The organism is Nostocoides australiense Ben110 (assembly GCF_001050535.1).
GTDB lineage: Bacteria > Actinomycetota > Actinomycetes > Actinomycetales > Dermatophilaceae > Nostocoides_A > Nostocoides_A australiense.
This window is the reverse complement of record NZ_HG764815.1, coordinates 467,238-489,357: the sequence shown is the minus strand read 5'-3', so window position 1 is coordinate 489,357 and position 22,120 is coordinate 467,238. Positions and strand designations below refer to the sequence as shown.

The window sequence follows — 22,120 nt, the reverse complement described above, 5'->3', positions numbered from 1 at the left end:
TGTCGGCGGCCACGAGAAACTGCCCGGAGACGGCCACGAAGCTGCCCGCTGGCGGACATGAGAACTGCCCACTGACGGTCATGGGGTCTGCCCGACACGACGTCGTCTGCCTCGCCGCGGTCCGCGGTTGAGGCCCTTTCCTCGGGTGCGATGAGCGGTGCTGATGCGCCCGTTCGCTCCCGAGGAAGGGATGAGTTGAAGTCTGCCGAGGAGATCATGGAAATCTTGAATGCCTACGACCTGACTGGGTCGTTGCGTGATGCTGGGGAGCTGGCTGGCTGCTCCCACCACACGGTCAAGCACTACGTCGAGCGGCGTGCCGCCGGCGGTGAGCTGGATCAGGCCGCGCGTCGGCCGATGCTGATCGATGAGTACCTGCCCAAGGTCGAGGAGTGGGTGGAGCGGTCCAAGGGCAAGGTCCGCGCCGACGTGGCCCACGACAAGCTCGTGGCGCTGGGCTACACCGGCTCGGAGCGCACTTCCCGCCGCGCGGTCGCGACCGTGAAGCAGTCCTACCGGGCCGGGCGGGTGCGGGTGCACCGACCTTGGATCACCGAGCCGGGGATGTGGCTGCAGTACGACTACGGCGACGGCCCGGTCGTCGACGGCGTCAAGACGGTCCTGTTCGTCGCCTGGCTGGCCTGGTCCCGGTTCCGGGTTGTGCTGCCGCTGCGGGACAAGACCATGCCCAGCGTCTTCGCCGCACTCGACGTCACGTTCCGGCGACTCGGCGGGGTGCCGACCTACGTGCTGACCGACAACGAGAAGACCGTCACGGTCGAGCACATCGCCGGGATCCCGGTCCGCAACCCGCAGCTGGTCGCGTTGGCCGAGCACTACTCGATGAGCGTGCATACCTGCGTGCCGGCCGACCCGGCATCCAAGGGCGGCACCGAGGCGTCGGTGAAGATCAGCAAGGCCGACCTCGTCCCCAAGGACACCAACCTGCGCGAGGCCTACGACTCGTTCGCCGAGCTCGAGGCCGCCTGTGTGGCGTTCTGCGAGAAGGTCAACACCCGCCCGCACCGGATCACCAAGCGGCCGCCGGTCGAGATGCTCGCCGAGGAGCGCGCCCGACTCCACCCGGTCGCCCTGACACCGCACACGGTCGCGTTCGGCACCACTCGACAGGTGCCGGTGAACACGCCGATGGTGACGTTCGAGTCCGGCCAGTACTCGGTTCCACATCAGCTGCTCGGTGCCACGGTGTGGGTGCGGGTCCACGGTGTCGGCGCTGAGGAGCAGGTCGTGATTGTCCACGTCGGCGCCGACGGCCCTGTCGAGATCGCCCCCCCGCCACTACCGGGCCACCCCCGGGACACCGAAGATCTACGACGCCCACTTCCCACCCCAGCCCGAGGGACCGCTGGACCGTCGACCCCGTGCCAGGAACGCTGCCGAGTCGGAGTTCCTCGACCTGGGTGAGGGCGCCCGGCTGTGGCTGATCGAGGCAGCCGCCGCGGGCACGCCGCGGATGCGGGTCAAGATGACCGAAGCGCTCGCCCTGGCCAAGCTGTTCGACCCCGTCGAGGTCGACTGGGCACTGGGCCACGCCGCCGTGCACGGCCGGTTCGCCGAAGCCGACCTGTCCTCGATCCTGGACCACCACGCCCGAGCACCGAAGGCGGGCGAACACCGGGCCAGCGAGGATCGCTCGCTGACCCAGGGCACCAGCGCCTGGGCACGACTCGGCCAGCACAGCAAAGACGAGGCGCTCTGATGACGACCAGGAGCACCACGATGGCGGCTGGGTCCGCGCCGGCGCTGCCGGCGGACCTGGAGGATCTGCTGCGTCGGTTGCGGCTGCCCCACATCCGTCGCCACGCACCCGAGGTGGTCGCGACCGCGAAGGCTCAGCGCTGGGAACCGGCTGAGGTGCTCAAGGCGCTGTTCGCCGAGGAGGTCGCCGGTCGGGAACGCTCCGCACTAGCGACCAGGCGGGCGGTCGCGGGGTTCCCGACCGGGAAAACCTTCGATGCCTGGCAGCCCGAGGTCTGCTCGATCCCGGCGCCGACCCAGCAGGCGCTGCGCACCCTGGAATGGGTCCACCGCCGGGAGAACCTCGTCGTGTGCGGGCCGTCGGGCACCGGAAAGACGTTCCTGCTGGAAGCACTCGGACAACTTGCCGTTGAGCAGGGGCTGAAGGTCGCCTGGTTCACCTTGGAAGACCTCGGCGGCCTGCTGCGCCGCCATCGCGCCGACGACACAGTCACCAAGGCCATCGCCCGCGTCCTGCGAGCCGACTTGGTCATCGTCGATGACATCGGGCTGCTACCGGTTGCCGTCGACGCCGCCGAGGGCCTGTACCGGCTCGTCGACGCCGCCTACGAGAAGCGCTCGGTCGCGATCAGCTCGAACCTGCACCCGTCCGGGTTCGACGAGCTGATGCCCAAGACACTGGCCACCGCTACCGTCGACCGGCTCCTGCACCACGCCCACGTCTGCCAGACCAGCGGCGACAGCGTGCGACTCACCCAGGCACTCGCCGGCCAAGGGGTGAGCCCGTTGAACTGAATGCCCCTGGTCGGTAGTGGCCGCAGCCCCTTGGGCAGATCCCATGGCCACCACCGGGCAGTTCCCGTGACCGTCAGCGGGCAGGTTTCATGTCCGCCACTGGGCAGTTCCTGCTGTCCCTTGACAGGAGAGCCCGCCCGTCTGGTCGTCCTTTCGACGACCCTCCACCACGTCCGCTCACCGGAACGAGAACCTCACTGGTCAGGGTCCGCTGGGCGCCTGGTCACTCGATACAGGTCGGTCTGACCGCTGCCGGTCGTGAACCTTTCGGGGTCATACGCCTCCGGCCTCAGATACCACGCCTCCGCGAACTTGAGATCTGCACTGGCGATAGCCAGTGCGGCGGAGTGGAGCTTCGACCCTGTCAGTCCCACCTCGATGTTGTAGTTCTCCTCGAGGTAACGGCGCGAGTAGGAGGACTCCACGGCGGTGACCATCGCCGCCAGGTCGTGGGTGTCGACTCGCTCGATCTCGCAGGCGTGGTAGTCGCTGGCCGCGACATCCGCGGCGAGCGCTGCCAAACGTGACCTTGGCCCATCGTCAGTGGGGATCATGATCTGGACACGGTCGTACTCGCGCCGGTCGAGCAAGGTGAAGAGTCGCTCGTGCTTAGCAGAGGCGGCGGGGGGGGGGATCCGACGACGGCCGTCGTCGACCCCCCCGCTGCCGACCCTCAGGAACTCATATTCTCCGCGCTCGCCGGTGAGGATGTCGTCGAAGCGCTGCAGCCGGGCGAACATGTCGGCATCCACGTTGGCATGCAGTCGCTCTTCGACATCCTCTGGCAGCGGGTAGGACTCCTCGGCCGAGGTGTAGGCGATGTAGGCGTGACCGTGGCGCAGGAGCTGACCGCGCACTGCTGTGTAGATGAAGGGCTTCGCCAACCCCGTGATGTCGATCACGATCGGGGTCTGGTTCTCGCTAGGCTGAGACCAGTAGGCCCGGGCCGCCGGGATTCGCTGGATGGTCGCGCGGTCGAGCAGTTCGAGGATCCGTCTGCGGCCTGCCAAGTCGTACTCGACCAGGTCGGCTTGAGCGATGGACAGCTCTGTTGTTATGCGCTGAATCGAGGTTTCGGCGCGATCCTCGAAGCCGAGGCCCGCGAGTATCCCTGAGATGCCGGCGGTCCGGAGCTCGTTCCAGTCCGTCTTCGAGACCGCCGCAGTTTGGGCCGATCGGGGTGCGGAAGGGGCTGGCTCGGTCTGCTCACGCTCGGAGATCCGGACTTGGTCGAACAGAGTCGACTGCCGAGGAGCGCCAGCGGCGCGCTTTAGGGTGCTTTGGCGTCCCCTGTCATCGTGATCTGAGCCCCTGGCCAGGACCTCGTCTGCAGTGGGTAAGGGCTCAGCACCGACGGGTCCAGCGCCGGTCGGGGCGCTCCCAAGAGCTTCTTCGCGCGGGGACTGCCTGAGGATGGCCAGACACTGAGAGGGGTCGTCTAGCCACTGCTCGAGCTTCTCGCCTGAGAGCTCGAAGCGATCGCGCTGGCCGAGGGGCACGAACTTGGACAGGCCGAGAAGCTTGCGAAAGGTGAGGATGTGCTGGGTGATCGGATCGCCGTCCCTGGTCTTAATCCGGGGAGCGTCAGGTGCACCAGACAGCACGAAGACGCCTGCGTCCACGAGCTCGCGCAGCTGCCTCAGTTGATTCGCCTTGTCCCCGGTCGTGACCCGCACGTAGATCTGGTTGTACTCGCGCAATCTCTCCCTCTGGTCGTGGTCCTGCGATCGAGAGGCGGAGTCGCGTAGCTCCTCGTAGGCGGTCTGGGCGAACCCGTCGGCAAAGTCTTTGAGGCGCCCATCGCGCCTGTTGAGCCGCCAGATCAGACGTGCACTGTGCTCCTGGAACGCGCGAGACTGTATCTCCTCCGATACCGGTGTCCGGCTGATCGGGCCCGAGCGTTCCGCGTGGTCGATGATCATCTGGTAGATCGAGAGCACGTCCCCGATGTCTCCCACGCAGACCGCCGCGAGCGCACTGACGCCGGCGTAGACCTCCTTCCGACGAGGTGAGCTGGCCTTCACATAAGCGATGTCGCGAGAGATGTCAATCAGGCTCTTCTCGCCGAGGATCACGGCCGGGCTGTGGGCCGGATGCGAGGTAAGCAGGCCGCGGCGCTTGTCTAGGACACTAGTAACGAACTCCTTGCCCGCCCTCCCACTGTCGGCTCGCAGACTGTTGAGGATCTCTTGGGCGAGATCGAACGTCTCGTAGTCTCTGCCGGCGCGGGCGCGCTCGACCATGCCTGGCGACTTGAGGGCGAGTTCGAGAGTCTGGGCCTCGGTCGTGATCTTGAAGGCGCACACATCGCTGGTGAACATGAGTTGCGAGAGCAGGGACAGAATGCTGTTCTCGTTGAGGTGGCGCGTTGAGACATCGTCGAGGAGGAAGTACACGCTCACGCCGTCCCACACCCGTGCGCACTGCGTGACCGCAGTGGCAAGCGCGGTCATGGCGTTGTTCGGGCTGCAGTTGAGCACGTACTGCGACTCGCCTGACTCGAGGGATCGCAGCATCGTGTAGATGCGTCGCTCCATCAGATGGACCGAGGTCGCCTCGCGAAGGTCAGCGTTTGTGATCAGTTGGCTGATGATCTCGCCGACCGGGCGCGGGTTCGCGCGGGTGACATCGGTGAGCTCATCGAGGTGGCGGATGGCCTGTAGGGCTTGCAGCGCGTAGAAGAGGAAGAGCCGACTGATGGGCTCGTGGATCTCCGGGTCGGGCCGGCCGAGCTTGTCGAGCAGGCGGTTGCATGAGGCGTAGAGAGCGACGTAATTGTCCTCGTGCAGCGCTTTGAGGATGTCTCCGCTGTTGTCGTTCTCCTCTTGGGCGACTACAGCGCGAGCGTGGAACTGCAGCGCGCGAAGCAACATGGTCTTACCGCAGCCACGCATGCCCGTGACAACCAGTGGGCCGGGCGCCTCGACGCGCCGCTGCCACGACCCGTTCGGGTCGACGAGCAGTTTGGGGATGAACCACGCCTTCATCGTCTGGGCGTTGTAGGAGTCCGACATCCGGGTTAAGCCCTTGGGCACCTCCTTCCATGGGGAGGTGGCCAGGTCGAAGGTCGAGCGGATGTGGCCCTGCAGGTCCGAGTAATTGCTGCTGCGTTGGGCCAGCTGCTCGGGTCGCAGGAGGGCTGCGATGTCATCGAGGGCTCGAGACAGTCGGTAATCCACATCGTCGACGGCGTCGGGATCGATGTGAAGCCGCCTTGCCAACCGCACTAAGTGATCGGTTATCTGGTGGGCGTCGGCGAGGCGCTGCGCCACGTCGCCGCTCTTGCTGCCGTCCTGCACGGATCCGAGATCCACAGCAACTGCCTCGACCGTGGGGTCGATCTGGTCGCCACCTCGGACGGCGTCCGGTGCGAGCTGTCGGATCAGGATGTTGCCGGCGTGGAGGTCATTGTGGTTCATCTGGCGGGACTCGAGCTCGCGCAGCAACTCGAGCAGGTCCAGCGCCACCTGAGCCACTCGCTTCGCCGACAGCCTTTCTTCTCCTTCGAGGAGATCCTTGAGAGAGGACCCTTCGACGTACTCAAGTACGGCGACATGGCAGGGGATGGGCGCCTCGTCACCGAACGCCACCTCGAGCTGGTCGACATCGGTGATGTCGACCAGGTGACGAGTCCCGGAGGCTACTTGGAGGTGTGCGTGGCACTCGGCCTCAAAGTCCTTGCCGGCCATTTCGTAGACCGCTCGCGGTGCCACCTTGAGGCAAACCTTGCGCGCCAAGAAGTTGTTCGTCTCCGCGATGTATGTCGCGGCATAGAAGCCGCGCGAGATCTTCGCAGTCACCCGGTAAGTGCCGATCTGCTCCGGCAGGTGTGTCAGTGGGTGGTCCATTCTGCGGCCGCACTCGTCGCATTCATCTGCTAACTCGCCGCTGCCGTACCCGTACTTGGGATGCCAGAAGCACGTGTAGTTCTGCATCTCAACCGATAACCTCTCGGAGTTGCCCGCCATCCTGATATCGCGATGTCGAGGGAAAATCGGTGATCTCGAAGAGTTCGCTCGCGTCGGGTGGCGCCAGCTCGCTTGGCCACCGAAGTGACAGAACCACGTCGCCGGGCGCGACCCGTGTGGCGGTCGGGACATGGAGGAGAACACCTGCACGATCCGGGAAAGGCGTCCCCGGGTTGATGGGTTCCGCGCCGCGCGCGTTGGCGTTGACAACGTGGTCTCGAATCCGCTCGATACGGTAGCGCACGAATCCGCCTTCCTGTGCCCGCACCGGTTCACGTCGCGCGGCGAGCACGGACATAAAACGTGCTTCGAAGGTTTCCCACGCCGAACCGTGTGCCTGCAGGTGCTCGCTCAGCACACCTGTGAGATGGCCGCCCAAGCCCGCTGTCTCGCGCATCAGGTCCGCTCGGTCCACGCTTGACCCCTCCCTTGTCGCCACGGAGGAAGACACTTTCACGAGAGCCACGGCCATCTGCGCACATGTGTCGACATGCTCGGCGAGCCATGCGTCGGCGACTCCCTCAAGATCTAGATCAGCGCCGCCAGGCCAACCGCTCCGTGCGCAGGCGATGCCGAGAGCGACCAGCGCCTCACCGCGGCCGATCCAGGGTTGGTGTGGGTACTCGGCGTTCGTGACGAAAACGGTGGCACGCATTCCTAGACGCTCGGCGACCTCGCACAGAATGGCGCCATTGCGACGGACTTCGTCGGGCGTCGAGCCAAAGCTGCCATGCCGGGCTGCTCGAACCTCGAATCCGGGATACCTGACACCGGCGGCCAGCTTCTTCGCGAGCAAACTCGCCACGACCAGAGCTGGAACGCCCTGCGTACCTTCTGCCTGGCGACGCCGGAATAGGACTGCGTCCCCTGGTGCCCAGCACTCGTTCGCGGCTGTGTGGGCGAAGCCCGAACGTCGCATGGCGTCGTCGAACTCCTTCTCAGTCGACGACCACCGGTAGCCAGGCACGTTCGCGAGGACGTCCACCGCGCCAGCTGGGCGGCCCGGGACTCCGACTTTAGCCACCCGCAAGCCGGAGGCCCGCGCCATCAAGGGGACCAGCATCGTCGAGATCGACCCGGGGCCACCCGTGGAGGCGAGATCCGTGCAATCCGCCAACTCCCGCAGGGCGCCACCGGCGGTCAGCGCCATCGCCAAGTCGGCGATCAGGCCGACGTCGACCTCCGTGGACAGTTCGCTGCTGCGCAGAATGTGCCGGTACAAGGCACCGACGGACCCTGTGACGTCATCCGAACGGTCCACGGCCAGCCAGCCCTCTCGACTCGAGGCATCACCGATCCCAGCCGGACCGGGCGTCTTAACGTACCTGCTACCAACGTCATCACGATCCCGGCCCGGTTCACTGCTGAGTGACATTCAGGCACCTGCTGGGGGCGAATCCAGCTGGTCGACCACCACGTCGTCCGGCTTCGCCGAGTTGATGACGGTCCATTGGATGAGGTTGCTCCTGGGCACCGCCTTCGCGGGAACTGCGATCGAGATCAATCCGACCAGCTCCTTCCGATCGACAGGCGTCGTGGCGTCGTCCGGTTCCCGATCTGGCACTACTGAGACAAGAACCACGCCCCGCGTCGATGAGGCGCCGAGCGGGCCGACGGGCTCGCCGAGCGCGATCGGCCGGGCAGCCGCACGATGCTTCCGATCCGAGCCCACGAAGTCGATACGACCTGCGCGGCGCTTGCGCTTCACGATCGCGACGTCGCCGCCGAGTTCCGGGATATCGAAGAGACGCCCTCCGGTGTTCGGCCACGTCCACACGACGGCCCAGTCGGTGATCTTCTTGTCGCTGGTCGCCTTCTCGATGAACCCTCGGAAGGCCTTGATGTTGGCCTCGTACTCGGGGTGCCAGGCGAGCGCGGCGAACAACTGGTTGAACTCGTCGGCGGCGATGAGACCGATCCGGGCCTTCTGCGTGTACCCCGACTTTCCGTCGAGCTCGTACGGAAGCACGACGTCATATGTCGCTTTGGCGAGCAGCGGAACGATGACGTTGTCGAAGTTCTGGTGGTTCTCGTTGGTTCCACGATCCGGCAGGCCGTAGAGGTCCTGGATGTCGGTGGGCGCCTTGTTGGCAATCACGGCGTTCCACATCTTGTTGCGTGCGGTCGGCTTAAGCCACGGAAGGTGCTGGCTGACGAGCGGAGGGATCTGGCGGGGCTCCAGCAAGGGCATGCCGTCGTCGTCGAAGCTGGCGTACTGGCTCAGCTCGGCTCGGAAGGCCTCCTCATCCATCAGCAGCGCCTCGAACGCCTCGTAGAGGTCGACCTGCGGGTCGCGTCGAATGTAGAGGCGCACGAGGTCCTGGTAGCCGGGTCGGAATCCGAACCAGCGCCCTGCCTGCATGAGCGTGTCTGCCTGACCGGCCTTGCGTCGGAAGTACGAGACTGTCAGGCCCTCCACTGTGAACCCGCGGCTGAGCTGCGTGCCGCCGACCAGAATCCGCCACACCTTGTCGGATTCGAAGTCGAGCTTCTTCTGCTGCGCCTGAATCTCCTTGTCGGAGTTGACGATGAGGACCGGGTCGCCGTCGATGTTGATCTGAGCGAGCGCTTCTCCGATGTAGGGCCTGAGTGCGTCGAACGAGGCTGGGATCGGAGCGCTGGTAGCACGCGCCTGCATGACCGGAACGAAGTCGGCTTCGTACAGCTTCTGCAGCCTGGCGAAGCCCTCTGCGGAATTGAACTTGGCCTTGGCCCAGAGGGCTCGAACGTCGGCAGCCGTGTCCGTGTGGTCGTCGCGCTTGACGGACTCGTGGACGAGAAGCGTGTGGTGCGCAAAGTCGATGTTCGGGTTGGCCTGCATGTAGTCCGTGTCGGCCTCGCGGAACTTCTTGACGGCTCCGGCCAGCACCCAGGCGTCAAGCGCTTCCTGAAGCTCCTCGGTTCGGCTGATCGGATCGGTGTCTTTGTCGCCGACGAGTGGCCGGATGTGGGCGAGCTCGTTCGAATTGGCGACGCTCTTTTCCTCATCGTCCCATCGCTTGCCCACGTCATGGAACTCCTGGACGCCCATGTAGCCGGGAGGGCGCTGGAGAGAGAGGACGAAGTCGGCGGGAAATAGGTCACGCTCGTCGTCGGGATCCACGAACACGTTCGCGAACGGCGTGGCTGTGTAACCGACGTACTGCGCGCGCTTGCAGATCGAGAGGATCTCGGTGATGAGCTCGTTAATCGTCGTTCGCTTACGGTTCTCGGCTGAGCCCTTCTTCCACTTCGCCGGGTTCGTCGTGTCCACCGAGGCTTGGTCCGACTCGTCGTCGATGATCAGCACCGGCAGTTCGTCGAGTTCGTTCTTGAGCGGCTTCAGGTCCTGGATCAGCTTCCGCAGCGCCGCGGGATTCTTCTTGATGACCGCGACATAGGCGCCCAAGTGGAAGAGATTTTCTTCGTCGTTGAGCGGCTTCTGCTTGTTCTTGCGCGCGAACTTGAGCTTGGTCATGGCCTGCGGCAGCCGCTTGTAGTCGCTGCGGTGGCTCGTCACACGAGCGATCTCTACGACGCCGGGAAGCGTGAGCGCCTCGCCGTGCTTGACGAACCCGTGGCTCCACTTCTTGTCCTGCTGGTAGTCGAGCTCCTTGGCTACTGCAGGGTCGCTCGGATCCTGACCGGCCAGAATGTTCTCGACACCCATGAGCTCCATGTCCATTCGGCGCTGGGTCTGAGCGCGAAGGATTTCGATCGTGCCGGTCAGGACGATGATGAGTCGGTAGCCGGAGTCGACGGCCTTGGCGACGACGCCGGTGAAGTTCGCGGTCTTTCCGCTCTGTACGTATCCGACCACCAGGCCCTTGGTCTGTTTCGCTTCGGGTCGGGTCGGGCGGCTGAGGCGTTCGATGACCTCGGTCGTCGTTTCGTCGAGTGACGTGATCGACGAAGCGGGCCAGCCCTTTTCGTCGCGGAGGAATCGCTCGTAGTCGTCCCAGTAGACGCTCGTGCGAAGCTTCCGCTCTGTGGCGTACCACGGCTCGAAGACCTTCGAGATCACGATCGAAGGGATCTCGAAGACCCCCACCCTCATGGTGAATGCGCTGGCGACCTCCGCTGAGACACCGAGGCTTGAGTAGATGGCCGCCCGTCGTTCTTGGGTCCGAGGCGGCGTCGTTTGGCCGTCCTGGCCGACGTAATCGTCCTGGATGTCCCATTTGGCTAGAGCCATGCGTGCCTGGGTCAGTGCTGCGTCGTTCTCGGGCGCGTCGCTAACGAATGTCGCGAGATCCGCGTCGGCGACCTGCACCCCAGCGAGCGCCGTAAGGATCGGGCCGAGCGGGCTCGGCTGCTGGTTCTTCAACGCCCCGAAGGCGTTCGTTAGCGCGTCGGCCCACACGGGGCGATGGTCGGTCACGTTCGTCAGCTCTCCTTCGATTCCACGAATCCGCCGATGGGGTCCGGAAGCCCATCATGTTGCAGGTCGGTCAGGTCGACCCTGTACGAGACATCCGACAAAAGCGCGAAGTTGGAGACGACAGGGCCGACTAGATCCGCGGTCATGGCCGGGAAGTCGCCCTGGACGTCGTACGCGCGTGGCTGGGAACGAAGTGCCCAGAATGTTGGGTAGAGGTCAGCGTCGTCGTCCTGCCATCCGAAGCTCGCTAGCATGGAATCGATCGCGACCTGATGGCCTCCAGCGATCTTCCGAACGTGGGCGACGACCTGTGGCAGGGTGCGGCCGCCCTCAGGGGATGTCCGCGTCAATTGGATGGACAGCAGGCTGAGCGGGACACCTCTGAGCGGCACCAACTGATCAAGCCCGCGGATGACATGCTTGCGTCGCTCGCCGCTGGTCGTCTTCACCTCGATGTGCACAGAGTCGAAGGTGAAGTCGTGCTCCTCCGACAGCGGCCCTTGCCACGACGCAGCCGCAGGGCCGGCTCCAATCTGGTGGGTTAGGAACTCGAGGAAGAGCAGTTCTCCGAGCAGTCCGACTTCCTTCTCGGTAGTCATCGCTCCTCGGCTCGCGAACACGTTGCGATGTCGGGCGACCGCGGCCGCGACCGCAGCCGCGAGCGGCATCTTCTCGACCTGCAGTTCGTCCGCGACCGTCGCGAGCAGCCCGTAGGCGCCGTGGACGCTGCCCTCGACACGGATAGTAAGTTCAGCCAGTTCGTCGTCACCCGAAGAGACTGCGGCGAACCCAACGTTCTTGAGCTTTGCGACGTCCGGCTCGGGAGTGTCGTACGCCGTGACAAGGGTGATGAGACCGCTCTTGGGGTCGAGTTGAAGTCGGCAGGCCGGGTCACCCTTGATGGGCAGGACCATCGGCGCACCGTTGTTCCACAGTTCGTCGAGCGTGGTGAACGTCAGATGCCGTGCGTCGTCCGGAGAGATGGTCATTGGGTCTGCTCCTCACTCGCCGCGCATGTGTTCCTCGGCGGCCGCAGCGGCACCGAGGACACTCTTCCAAAGGGCGATCTCATCTTTGTCCCTCGAACCGAGGTGCTGACCTTCGAACACGTGGTGGGTCAGCAAGAACATCAGGGCCTTAAGGACCGGGGCGTCGTTGAGGCTTCCCCCATCGGGAGCGAACAACCCGCGGTAGCGGGTGTTGAGCCAGAGGGTCTTGTCGGGATGGTCGACGTCGAGGAACTCACCTGCTGGCATCCGCCTCCACTTCACACTGACGGCGTCGCCGTCGATGAAGGGCAACTCGCTGCCGATCCGCTTGCGCACCGCTGGAGCAATGCCTTTGTCAGGTCTGATGACGGGCTTGCGTTCGCGTCTGCGCTTGTTGGCGTCCGTGTAGATCGACTCGGCGTCCTGGAGGAAAGTCAGGAAGGTCGTCCCGTCCGAAGCCTCAGCCTTGTTGATGGCGTCGTGGAACACCGGCTCGAACTTGAGTCCGCTCTTCTCGGGATTCATGGTCACGAACGGACCTATGGCGCCGGTGTCTTCGAGAACCACGCGCGCGAGTTGACGTGCGGCCGTCGGGGTCGCGGTGTCGGACCAACCGCCGATCTGGAGGAGCCGATCGTTGCGATAGATGTAGAAGCCCTGGAACTGCTCGCCGCTCTTGGTTCCGATGCGGAAACCGGTGACGTCCGACTTGGCTGGCCATACGTGGCATCGCAGCGTCACGCGGGTGTCGACAGCCTTGGCGATCAGATCCTTCGGGTACTCGGGGTGTCCGGACTTCGCGTAACCGAAGGGATCGATCGGCAGGATGGGAATGCCCGGACTCGCCAGTGCCTCGTCGACCTCGTCGATCAGCACGTCGATCCGGAGACGCTTGGCCGCAATCAGCCTGTGAAAGGTCACGCCGAGGTGGGATCGGAGCGCCTCGTTGCGAGTTGACAGCCAGCTTCGTGCCTCGTCCGGGTTGCGACCGCGGTAGGCGTTACGGACGTCGGTCCACACGATCGACGTCCCCTCCTCTGATCCGGTGACGACCTGTCGCTCAGCCGCACGCTCCTGCGCCGCGTCCGCGGACAACACCTCGCACGTGAAGTCTTTAGAGAAATCGGTACGTCGAATCCGGCGCCCGACCGGGGTGGCGCCGTAGCTGGTCGACCAGACTGTCAGCACGTCACTGTGGCCGAAGGATGCTGCCTTCAAGCCCATGCCGAAGTGGCCGAGGTCTCCCTCGGCGTACGCGCGCTGATGGCCGATGGTCATCGCGGCGTTGGCGGAGGTCGCGTCCATCCCGTTGCCGTTGTCGAGCACCTCGACCTGGGTGAGTCGATCGTTGTTCGTCAGGAGCCTGATCGAGACGCGTGTGGCACCGGCGTCGATGCTGTTGTCGACCAGGTCGGCGATCGCTGACTCCAGCGTGTGGTTCGCGCCGAGGCTCTTGACGAGCCCGGCATCGGGGGCCAGTTTGATGCGCTCCACCACGTCGTTGGTCTTGGTCACCACTCGACGTCCTCGAAGTCGCTCTTATCGAAGCCCAAGACGCGGCTGTTCTCCCGCACCGTTCGTGCGACCGACTCGGAGAAGCCGTCGCTGTTCTCCGCGCTGACCTCGAGGACGATCGAAACGTTCTCCGCGCCCGGGGCGGAAACGATGTGCCGCACGACCTCGTCGATCACCTCGCGCAGCTTTTCGGTCACGGCATCGGGTGTGGTTGCGTCGACCTCGTAGCGACCCTCGTAGCGGGCCCGCTCGACCACCGAGGCGTTACCCGCGGCCGCCTGCGGCGTGACAGCTGGAGGCGAGACGTTGGTCGACGGCTGCGCGGGGGTCTCCACGACTTGAGAGAGCGCTCGGGCTTGGGCCGCGCGCTCCTCGCGTGTCCGCTGGGCGGAGGCAACATGCGGCGCGACGAGGTAGGTGTCGTCATTAACGATCGCCGGCCCGTCCTCGATCGGGACAGTCAGTCCCTCGAACTCACCCGAGGCCGCGTCGTAGTCCAGGGCGAGCGCAAACCCTGTCTGCGGCCATGCGATGTCCATGACCACGCCCTCGATAGCCCGGATGAGAACGGCCCTGTCCCGAAGCCGAGGAAGGTAGGGGTACTTCGTGTAGTAGTCCCACAGATCGCCGACACGGATGTGCCCCTGGTTCCACACGCGGTGGAGCTTCGAGTCGAGGTCATGCCTGATCGTCGCCGGCGCGATCTCTACGCGTAGGACGTCTTCCTTAACCAGTTTCTTGCCCGTGCGAACTCCGAGGCGATCCTCATCGCCGTCGGCACGTACGACGGAGATGCTGAACGGTTCGCTGTCGCCGCGATCCCGCGGGTAGAGGGCCCAGATCCAGCTGGTCCCGATCCGCTGCGCGACAACCTTGTTAGTCTCATCGACCTTCGCGCTCGCGAGCGCGACGCGCTGCTGAGTCAGGTCGAGGTGATCCTTATCCTTGACCACACTGCGCCACGCCAGGTGTTGCCGTACAATGGACTCCAACTCGGCATAGCGCTGCTCGTCGGCGGCGAGAAAGACGATGGTGTTTCGTCGCTCACGGCTCGCGCTTCCTCGATTGGCCACAACATCACGTGCGAACCGAATGGCGCGTGAGTCGGTGTCCTTGTTCTTGTGAGGGAACTGCGGATGCACGTACACGAGGCGGACGACTTCGGCTTCTGGTACGTCCGAGGCGTCGGTCGGCGCGACGATGGCAGCGGCGAAGTCGGCACCTGCCTGGCCCGCTTGCTTGAGCCGGGCCACGACCTCCGCCCACACATCCTCCTCGTGGAGATTCGCCGCGCGCTCATTGACGGTGCGATTCAAAGACGGCTGCAAGTCATACCAGTAGCGAACTCCCTCGGCGAAGAGGTACGTCGCCCGATCGCTCAGCATCTGGAGCGCCGACCCAAAGTTGCCTACGGTGTCGCCCGGCATCGCGACACCGAGGAAGATGTTGTTGCGCTCTATGCCCTTGTGGGCACTTTGCAACGTGGCCGCCGAACCGAGGAATGCCGAGCGTGCGATCCGACGCGTTAGGCCGCGTTTGCCGAAGAGCGGGCGCTCGCGATCGACCTGGAACGGCAGGCTGTCGGTCCCGTCGACGTCCGAGTCGATGACGGAGCGCCATTGCACGTCGACGTACTGCGTCAGCTCGCCGACGACCTGGTCGGCCGCGATCGGGACAGAGCCGGGCATGATCAGCGGCGAGTCGTCTTCGGCGGCGTAGAGCTCCTTGACGACTCCGCTCATGAGTCGCAGCACTCCACGGGTCCGCTGGAACCGTTCCAGCGTCGACCAGTCCTCGTAGAGGCGAGCGAAAAGCTCGGGATGAATCGGGTACGCCGATCGCATCTTCTGCTCGTAAGCGTCCTCGGTGGTCTCACGCGGGAACTCGCCCTGGTGCTCGCGATAGAAAGTGACGAACTTGCGAGCAGTCGCAGCGACCTGGCGGAAGGCCTGGGCGTCGGGCTGTTCGAAGAGCCGACGACGGACAATCTCGAAGGACTCCTGGGCCGACGCGGGGTGCCATTGATGCGCGACGCGACCAACGACGTGCTCAAGCCTGCGAAGCGCAGCTCGTCCGCGCTCTCCGCCGGTCTCAAGATCGGAGGCGACGGACTCCGCGGTTATTCCATCTGCCTCACGTCGCACGTCGCTCGCCGGGATCGAGACCAGGAGGAGCGCACCGGGGGTCGCCGCGACCGCCTCCGTGAGCAGCTGAGCGAAGGTGAACTGGGTTTCGAACGTCCCACCCGGCAGGTCGTCGTCGCCCAGTTGTCGTGCGTACGCCACCCACTCATCGATGAGGATGACGCAAGGTGAGTACCGAGCCAGGAGGTCCCGAAGGTGGTCGCCGGGGCTAGTGCTGGTCGCATCCGACTCCGCGATGAGGTCGAATGCCTCCCGGCCGCCAAGCTGTCGTGCGATTTCACCCCAAAGCGTCCGAACCGTCAGCCCGTCACGGTGCCGGGCCTGCCCTGCCGCGATCTCGTTGCCGACTACGGCGACCCTGCGGATCGTGCGGTCGCCGTCGGCCAGCCCTGCCGTGTGGAGGATCTCCTGGATCTCCTGCGGCAGCTCGGCAGCCGGAACGGACGAGAACAAGTGCCAGACCGCAAGCATCGAGTGCGTCTTGCCACCACCGAACGTGGTCTGAAGATTGATCACTGGTGCCGCTGCGGCGCCACCGGCGACGCGATTCGCCGCTTGAGTCAGCAGGTCCTTCAACCCCGCGGTGAGGAACGTCCTCCGGAAGAACTCGACGGGGTCGGAATACTCCGCCGAGGTAGTACCTGTCTCGTGCGCAACTGAATGAAGGTTCGCTGCGAACTCGGACTCCTTGAACCGTCCGCTGAGGACGTCTGGATGGGGCTTGAGCACGTCACGCCATGGCGTCAGCTCGACGTCGCCCAGTCCGGAGATCGAGGTGCTCTCTCGGACGTCGCGTCGGGTTTCGGCTTCGATCTGGGCGCGCTGAAGATCAGTTCGCTCGGCCTTGATCCGGTCGGCGGCCCTCGGCTGGTCCGCTGCCCGCAGCAGCCGCTCCGCCGTGTCCAACGCGCGGTAGGTGTCGTCGAAGTTGAACGGAGCGCCGTGCGCTGCGCGGTTGCGGATGTCGCGCAACTCACCCGCTAGGTTCTGTTCAGCTCTGGATAGGGCGGACGAGAACGGGAAACCAATGGTGCCGAGGCGCTCCGTCATCACCCGGAGTTGCAGCGATAGGTCACTCGCCGCGTAAAGGAAGCCTGCTTTGTCGTTGCCCTTCTGTTCGTCGAGCACCCGCAGGATCGCTGGCCACTCTGCCCCGTCGGGAACGTGAGGTGCGATCTGACGCGCAACGAACGGGCCGAGAGCCTCGGACGTGATCTCAAGGGCGCGCGACACGCGCTCGCGGTTGCTGACAGCCATAGTGAGCCTCCTCAGTCGCCGAGTTCATCGTCGAGAGCAAGCATGGCCTGCTCAGTCGCGTTCGGGGCAGAACTTGCGTGAGCCCTGGCAGCAGCGTTGACCTCGGGCCACGACGTCACCAACGCGTTGAACATGCCCGCGACTTGGGCCATCGACCGCTTCTCTGCGATCGCGAACACCAGATACGCAAGTTCCTTGACGGCCTCCACGTCGACACGGTTTGAAGCGCCCTCAAGGATCCGGCCTGCCTCAGCAAGTCCCGTCTCGTCCAGGGCCTTGACCAAGTGCAGCGCGACCTCCCAGAGGGTGATGTGCTCGTCCCGCTCGGGGCGGTATGCCGATGGAAGTTCGACCGTCGTCAGAAGACGAACCTCGCCAGCCTTGGCGTGCACCGCCCCAGATCGGTCGAGACCGCCGACTGAGGTGTTGTAGGCGCTAGCAAGGGTTTCGGCCTCGCCATAGCCCGCCCTATCGAAGCCATGGGTCTCGAACCACTTCACGCACCACCGAGTGTCGGTGTCGAAGTCCACCTCCTGGTCAGACAGAACCTCGCTCAAGACGACATTGATCAGCCGGAGCGCCTCCCGAACGGTGACACGGTCACCGTTGGGCTCGACCACCTTGGCGAATCGGGAAAACACACCGATGCCAGGCCCAATCGCGGATTGGGCAAGATCGACTGGTGCGATGTCTGCCTGCTGAAGCGCCCGGAGGCGAATGGGCAACTCGTCGCGCAGAACGTCGATGTACTCCCGTCGATCTGCGACCGGAGCACCATCAGGACGTGGACGAAGCGACAGGACGATCGACGATGCGAGGGCGTTTGTTCCGAGTCCGACCGACCGAGCCGTCCGCTCGCTACGGATTGGCCAAGTCGATGTGATCTCCCAGCCAGCCCAGATCATTCCCTCCAAGAGGGTCTCCCAACCCGTCGACGCCTCCCCGCTGGGGTCCGTCTCGCTCTGCTTGAAGGCGTAGTAAACCGTGACTGGGACGTCCGTGTTCGCGGACTGGCGCGCGTTTGCGAACACGCGCCGGAAACCCTCTTCAAAGAACCGCCGGGCTCCTTGCCGCCCGTCGTGGCGATAGGGGTTTGCCACCAACTCATCAGCTTTGGGGACGAGCATGGTCGACAGCAGCTCCGGATGAACGTCCCTGAGAGAGCGACGCAGCCACACGTAGAAGAAGTCGGAGAGGTCGGAGTATCCGATGTTGTCGTAATACGGCGGGTCGGTGCTTACGACGTAGCCAGAAAAGTCAACGTCAGTTGCGGACGCCTGAGCCGAACTCCCGCTCTCGCCGATGCCAACATAGAGCGAGTTACATACTGACTCAATTGGGCCAGCGAGACCGATCTGCCCGAACGGGTTCGCCTCCACGAAGTCCCAGGTCATCGGGACCGCCTGCCGCGCGAAGAGTGCGCGCACATTCTCGTTCGCTTGATTCCACGAGCAAAGGGCGTTGCTCATGTCCGTGTATCGCGAAACAGCCAAGCCGAGATAGGTAGCGATCGCATCTGCGTACTCGGGATCAGCCCCATCTTCGAGTGCCTTGGTTCGAGCCTCCGCAACCAGGTCGCTAAACGTCGACAAGGTCGACAACTGGCGGTCGGTAAAGAGGTCTGTCCAGCGCGTCATTCCGTACGCCTGCACACGGAAGCTCGGTGCCTGCGGCGGGATTGACGCGTCAGGAATACTCGATGGCCGGGCAACGGCCGCGGCACTCGATTGGACTTCGGATGGCGATACATAGATTCGCCTGCGATTCCCCTCAGCCACTACGGCCATCAACTGGGTTGCGATCCGACCCGCGATTCCTTCAGCCCGCACGTACTTCAGGTCGGCTCCCGTGTGACATGCCAGACAGGTTGCCCCGACCCGGTTGACCGTGCCGTCGTCGCCAGACTTCGGGCCGCCAGCCGCGCCGTGCACCACAGTGAACTCGACGCATCGCCCGGACGGATGGGTCGGATCCGGAACCACCGACGGGGAGATGAAAGCCTCTTTGCCCTTCTTCTTGCTGAGCCACCAACTTCGGACCAGTGGCAGGGTCGCGCCGCAGGCCGGGTTCGGGCATGCCACTGCGCGGCACCAAATCCAGCCGATAGCCCTTGCCGTCGAGCCACCTGGAACCGCCACGAGCGGATAGTTGCCGCCAGCGCGGCGCTCAGCCTGACCGAACAACCAGGCGCCGTACTCCCGAACGTCCGTCGCGAGTCCGTCGGCACCAGCCCAGAGTCCTTGCGTGTCAGCGGCGCCCGGGTAGACAGGTTTGCGGTCCTTGAAGCGTGGCGGGAGGTCGATCAGAGCCTTGTTGATGAGAACGGCGACTGGGTTCAAGTCGGACGCTCGTGACTTCAACCCCAGCCGCTGTGCCTCAAGTGGGATCGTGCCGCCACCAGCGAATGGGTCGAACAATGCTGGCGCGGCTCCTCCGTTGGAGCGCAGGATCTCCCGCCGCGCCTCCTCGAAGAGCGCTGTATCCCAAGTGTTCTCCCAGACGGCGAGGCGCTCGATCAGGTCGTGCAGACGGGCCCGCTCCCGCTTCTGCTCCTCTTCGGTCGGGAACTCCTCAGGATGTGAACTTGGATCATCGACCAGTTGCGCGAAGAGCACGGCGCGCGCAGCCGTCAGTGGACGCCGCGCCCACCAAATGTGAAGAGCACGGGGGTGCCGGCGTGTGAAGGGCTCCTTCTCGCGTGCGGATTCCCTGTTGATCGCCTCCAGCGGCAGCGATACCTCGATGAGCTTGCGCTTCAACCTGTTCCCTCGACTCGACTGCAGGTGCTGAGCCGACTGGCTCCTGAACATGGGTACCAGAGAAGCCCGACAGAAACCGTGATGACCCGGATCACCCGATCGAACAGCAGCCTCGACGAGATCTGCCGCGCGCTCTGGGTCCTCATGCTCCCAGAACCTGACCACGGTCCACCCACGTTCGACGAGATGGGCGTCGGTTCTCTGTCGCGCTCGACGTTGCGGGCAAGCTTGGCAGCCCACCAGGCAGCATTGGTCTGGGGCGCGGTCTTGTGCTCGGGGCACCCGTGCCAGAAGCACCCGTCGACGAAGACGACCACTCGACTTGAGGCGAAGGTGAGGTCTGACCGCCTCCTCGTCAAGCCCGGAATCGCTGCGTCCACTCGATATCGGAGTCCGCGTGAGTGCAGCACACGCCCAAGGTTGATCTCGACTGTCGTGTCCCTGCGCCGTTGCTTCGCCATCCGCAGGCAGGTCCGAGGATCAGTGGTCGGCATCGGAACGCCGCTCAATCATCTTGGAAGCACGCGAACAACGGGCCCCACTTGCCCATGTCTGGTGCCGGAATCATCGACTCTGTGTACGGGCACTCAGGCTCGCCGCAGAGGCCGCCTCCGATTAGACCCACGCCAGATAGCACCAGTTCGTCAGCAAGTTCGCTCGGAGCCCACACGCGCATCGCCGGTCCCGTTAGAGCTGCGCGTCGGAGAACTCGGCCGTCTCGGGTTAAGAACACATGGGCGCCCGCAGTCTGCGCCTCGAGCACCAGATCACGATCCGCTCCATCCGGTAGCCCGTGCTCGTCTCCGACCGGCAATAAGTCAGGACCGTGCGAAGGCGCCGGAAACGTCCAGTCGCCATACTGGAAGGCCACAGCCTCCGCGAGACCTTCGATCACGCTGTCGAACCCAGGCATTTTGCGCTTCGCGTCAGTGCGAGAGCGTGGCGTGGCGACGAACCGGATGTCCCTGAGCATCCAGAGGTTGAGCAACGTCCCCAGGGAGGTCAGTTCCTCGGCGTACTTCTCCTCTTCGGCTCGCACGTCGCCGTCCAGCAGTTCGTTTCCGTGCTTTTGGAAGTCGATGAGGACATTGGAGTCAACCGCCAAGACCAGCGGGCCGTGATTGGAGTCAACCGCCAAGACCAGCGGGCCGTGATAGCCGAAGGGCAGGATGTTCGGCAAGCCAGCGTGGCAGAAGCCCAGACCACCCTCGGCAGACACGTCGTGCAACACGTCCTTGAGCGTACGACCGTCGCAGTCGGCGAGTATCTTGTCGCTGGCGAGTCTCACCGAATCCGCCACGCCCTGTCGTCCGGGCCGGATAGGGTTCCATACCATGGTGGAATCTCGGTCGTCGTCGCGCGCCGAGATTCGCGTGCTCGACCTCTTCAGTGGCGCTGGCGGCCTGAGCGAGGGTTTCAAGCGCGCCTCCGCCGTACGGAGCGCATCGCACCGCTACTGCACCGTGCGTGCTGTTGAGTTCGACCTCGCAGCGGCGGCGTCGTACGAGGCGAACCACGGCAGAAACTCGGTCTTCGCCGGGGCGATCGAGGACTGGCTGCAGATGGAGGATGTTCCCTCTGCCAACCTCATCATTGGAGGCCCGCCGTGTCAGGGCTTCTCCGCGCTTGGCAAGAAGGATGTCAACGACAAGCGCAACGAGCTTTGGGAGTACTACGCGCAAACGATCCTGAGGGCGAGCCCTCAGTTCTTTGTGCTCGAGAACGTCCCCCGATTCCTAACTTCACCTCAGCTTGGCCAATTCGAGGAGATGTGCGGCCGCGACGGCGAGCTGCGTGATTACGCGTTCAAGGCGAAAATCCTTAACGCTGCAGAGCATGGCGCAGCCCAGATCCGCAAGCGCGTGATCTTGATCGGGCATCACCGCGACCTTCCCTTCCCGGGTTTCCCGGAGGTCGCGAGCAGATTCAAGGATCCGTCGAACTGGAAGACTGTGCGAAGCGCGTTGCGGCACCTCCCGGAGGCGGTCCGCCTGCAGCATCTGCCTGATCGGATGTACGAGTTCGGCGGAGAAGTGTTGTCCGGCGCCTACCGTACCGACGAACTTCACGTCACTCGCCACTACGAGGAGATCTCGCTGAAGCGGTTCGCCTGCATCGATGAGGGCGAGAATCGATTCAAATTGCCGGACGACCTGAAGTCGGATTGTTGGCGTAAGCACACCACAGGCTCGGGTGACGTGATGGGCCGACTGTGGTGGGATCGACCGTCGGTGACGATCCGCACCGAGTTCTTCAAGCCCGAGAAGGGTCGCTACTTGCACCCGACCGAACCTCGCGCGCTCACTCACCATGAAGCCGCCCGTCTCCAGGGTTTTCGAGACACATACAAGTGGGTCGGGTCGAAGACGTCAATCGCGCGCCAGATCGGCAACGCCGTACCGGTTCCACTTGGCAAGGCGCTCGGTCAGCATCTGATGGCCGCCTTCCGCGCTGCCTGACCCGTCCCAAGCCGCACGGGAGAGACCTACCGGACTTGGTTGAAGGACCGTGGTGAACCATTCCGGGCCGGAGTCGAGGTGGCGACGTTGGACCCGTTCCACGGGTACAAGAACGCCATCGATGACCAACTCGAGGACGCCCGCTCGGTCCTGGA

At 64.5% G+C, this 22,120-nt stretch carries 11 protein-coding genes and 2 pseudogenes; 4 read left to right on the top strand and 9 right to left on the bottom strand.

Translation table 11 applies throughout. The features are described from left to right. The first annotated feature begins 195 nt into the window (after nucleotides 1–195). Nucleotides 196–1,720 (top strand): annotated as a pseudogene (istA, locus tag BN11_RS02270) (IS21 family transposase). Then, nucleotides 1,720–2,514 (top strand): IS21-like element helper ATPase IstB, encoded by a 795-nt coding sequence (gene istB / locus BN11_RS02265; protein WP_201329189.1) that lies wholly within the window; start codon nucleotides 1,720–1,722, stop codon nucleotides 2,512–2,514. The pseudogene istA and the gene istB overlap by 1 nt, the downstream one beginning before the upstream one ends. A gap of 194 nt (nucleotides 2,515–2,708) precedes the next feature. On the opposite strand, the gene BN11_RS02260 is transcribed toward istB, so the two are convergent. The 9 genes from BN11_RS02260 to BN11_RS02225 form a co-directional block, all read right to left on the bottom strand. Beyond that, on the bottom strand, nucleotides 2,709–6,449 hold the full coding sequence (locus BN11_RS02260; RefSeq protein ID WP_048693926.1) for an ORC-CDC6 family AAA ATPase: 3,741 nt from the start codon (nucleotides 6,447–6,449) through the stop codon (nucleotides 2,709–2,711). Between the two features lies 1 nt (nucleotide 6,450). After that, on the bottom strand, nucleotides 6,451–7,743 hold the full coding sequence (locus tag BN11_RS23355; protein WP_048693923.1) for a hypothetical protein: 1,293 nt from the start codon (nucleotides 7,741–7,743) through the stop codon (nucleotides 6,451–6,453). Nucleotides 7,744–7,857: 114 nt separating this feature from the next. After that, nucleotides 7,858–10,842, bottom strand: coding sequence for a Z1 domain-containing protein (locus BN11_RS02250; RefSeq protein WP_048693920.1), 2,985 nt, complete (start codon nucleotides 10,840–10,842; stop codon nucleotides 7,858–7,860). Nucleotides 10,843–10,847: 5 nt separating this feature from the next. Next, nucleotides 10,848–11,756 carry a PD-(D/E)XK motif protein gene (locus BN11_RS02245; RefSeq protein ID WP_048700621.1) on the bottom strand — a complete coding sequence of 303 codons (909 nt, stop codon included), beginning with the start codon at nucleotides 11,754–11,756 and terminating at the stop codon, nucleotides 10,848–10,850. Nucleotides 11,757–11,843: 87 nt separating this feature from the next. Continuing rightward, on the bottom strand, nucleotides 11,844–13,346 hold the full coding sequence (locus tag BN11_RS02240) for an ATP-binding protein (RefSeq protein ID WP_083433946.1): 1,503 nt from the start codon (nucleotides 13,344–13,346) through the stop codon (nucleotides 11,844–11,846). After that, nucleotides 13,343–16,747, bottom strand: coding sequence for a Swt1 family HEPN domain-containing protein (locus tag BN11_RS02235; RefSeq protein ID WP_048693914.1), 3,405 nt, complete (start codon nucleotides 16,745–16,747; stop codon nucleotides 13,343–13,345). The genes BN11_RS02240 and BN11_RS02235 overlap by 4 nt, the downstream gene beginning before the upstream one ends. 11 nt (nucleotides 16,748–16,758) lie before the next feature. Beyond that, on the bottom strand, nucleotides 16,759–19,506 hold the full coding sequence (locus tag BN11_RS02230) for a DUF1156 domain-containing protein (RefSeq protein WP_235435329.1): 2,748 nt from the start codon (nucleotides 19,504–19,506) through the stop codon (nucleotides 16,759–16,761). After that, complete coding sequence (locus BN11_RS21555; protein ID WP_235435582.1) at nucleotides 19,503–19,967, bottom strand: very short patch repair endonuclease; 465 nt, start codon at nucleotides 19,965–19,967, stop codon at nucleotides 19,503–19,505. Before BN11_RS21555 ends, BN11_RS02230 begins: the two co-directional genes overlap by 4 nt. Before the next feature lie 44 nt (nucleotides 19,968–20,011). After that, a complete protein-coding gene (locus BN11_RS02225) occupies nucleotides 20,012–20,806 on the bottom strand; it encodes a hypothetical protein (RefSeq protein WP_048693908.1) in 795 nt (264 codons plus the stop codon). Between the two features lie 34 nt (nucleotides 20,807–20,840). Here BN11_RS02225 and BN11_RS02220 point away from each other — a divergent pair, with 34 nt between their 5' ends. Further along, the gene (locus tag BN11_RS02220) at nucleotides 20,841–21,965 is read left to right on the top strand and encodes a DNA cytosine methyltransferase (protein ID WP_048693905.1); all 1,125 of its coding nucleotides are present in this window, start codon (nucleotides 20,841–20,843) and stop codon (nucleotides 21,963–21,965) included. Nucleotides 21,966–21,968: 3 nt separating this feature from the next. Next, nucleotides 21,969–22,120, top strand: a pseudogene (locus tag BN11_RS26310) (ISL3 family transposase); the annotation flags it as partial.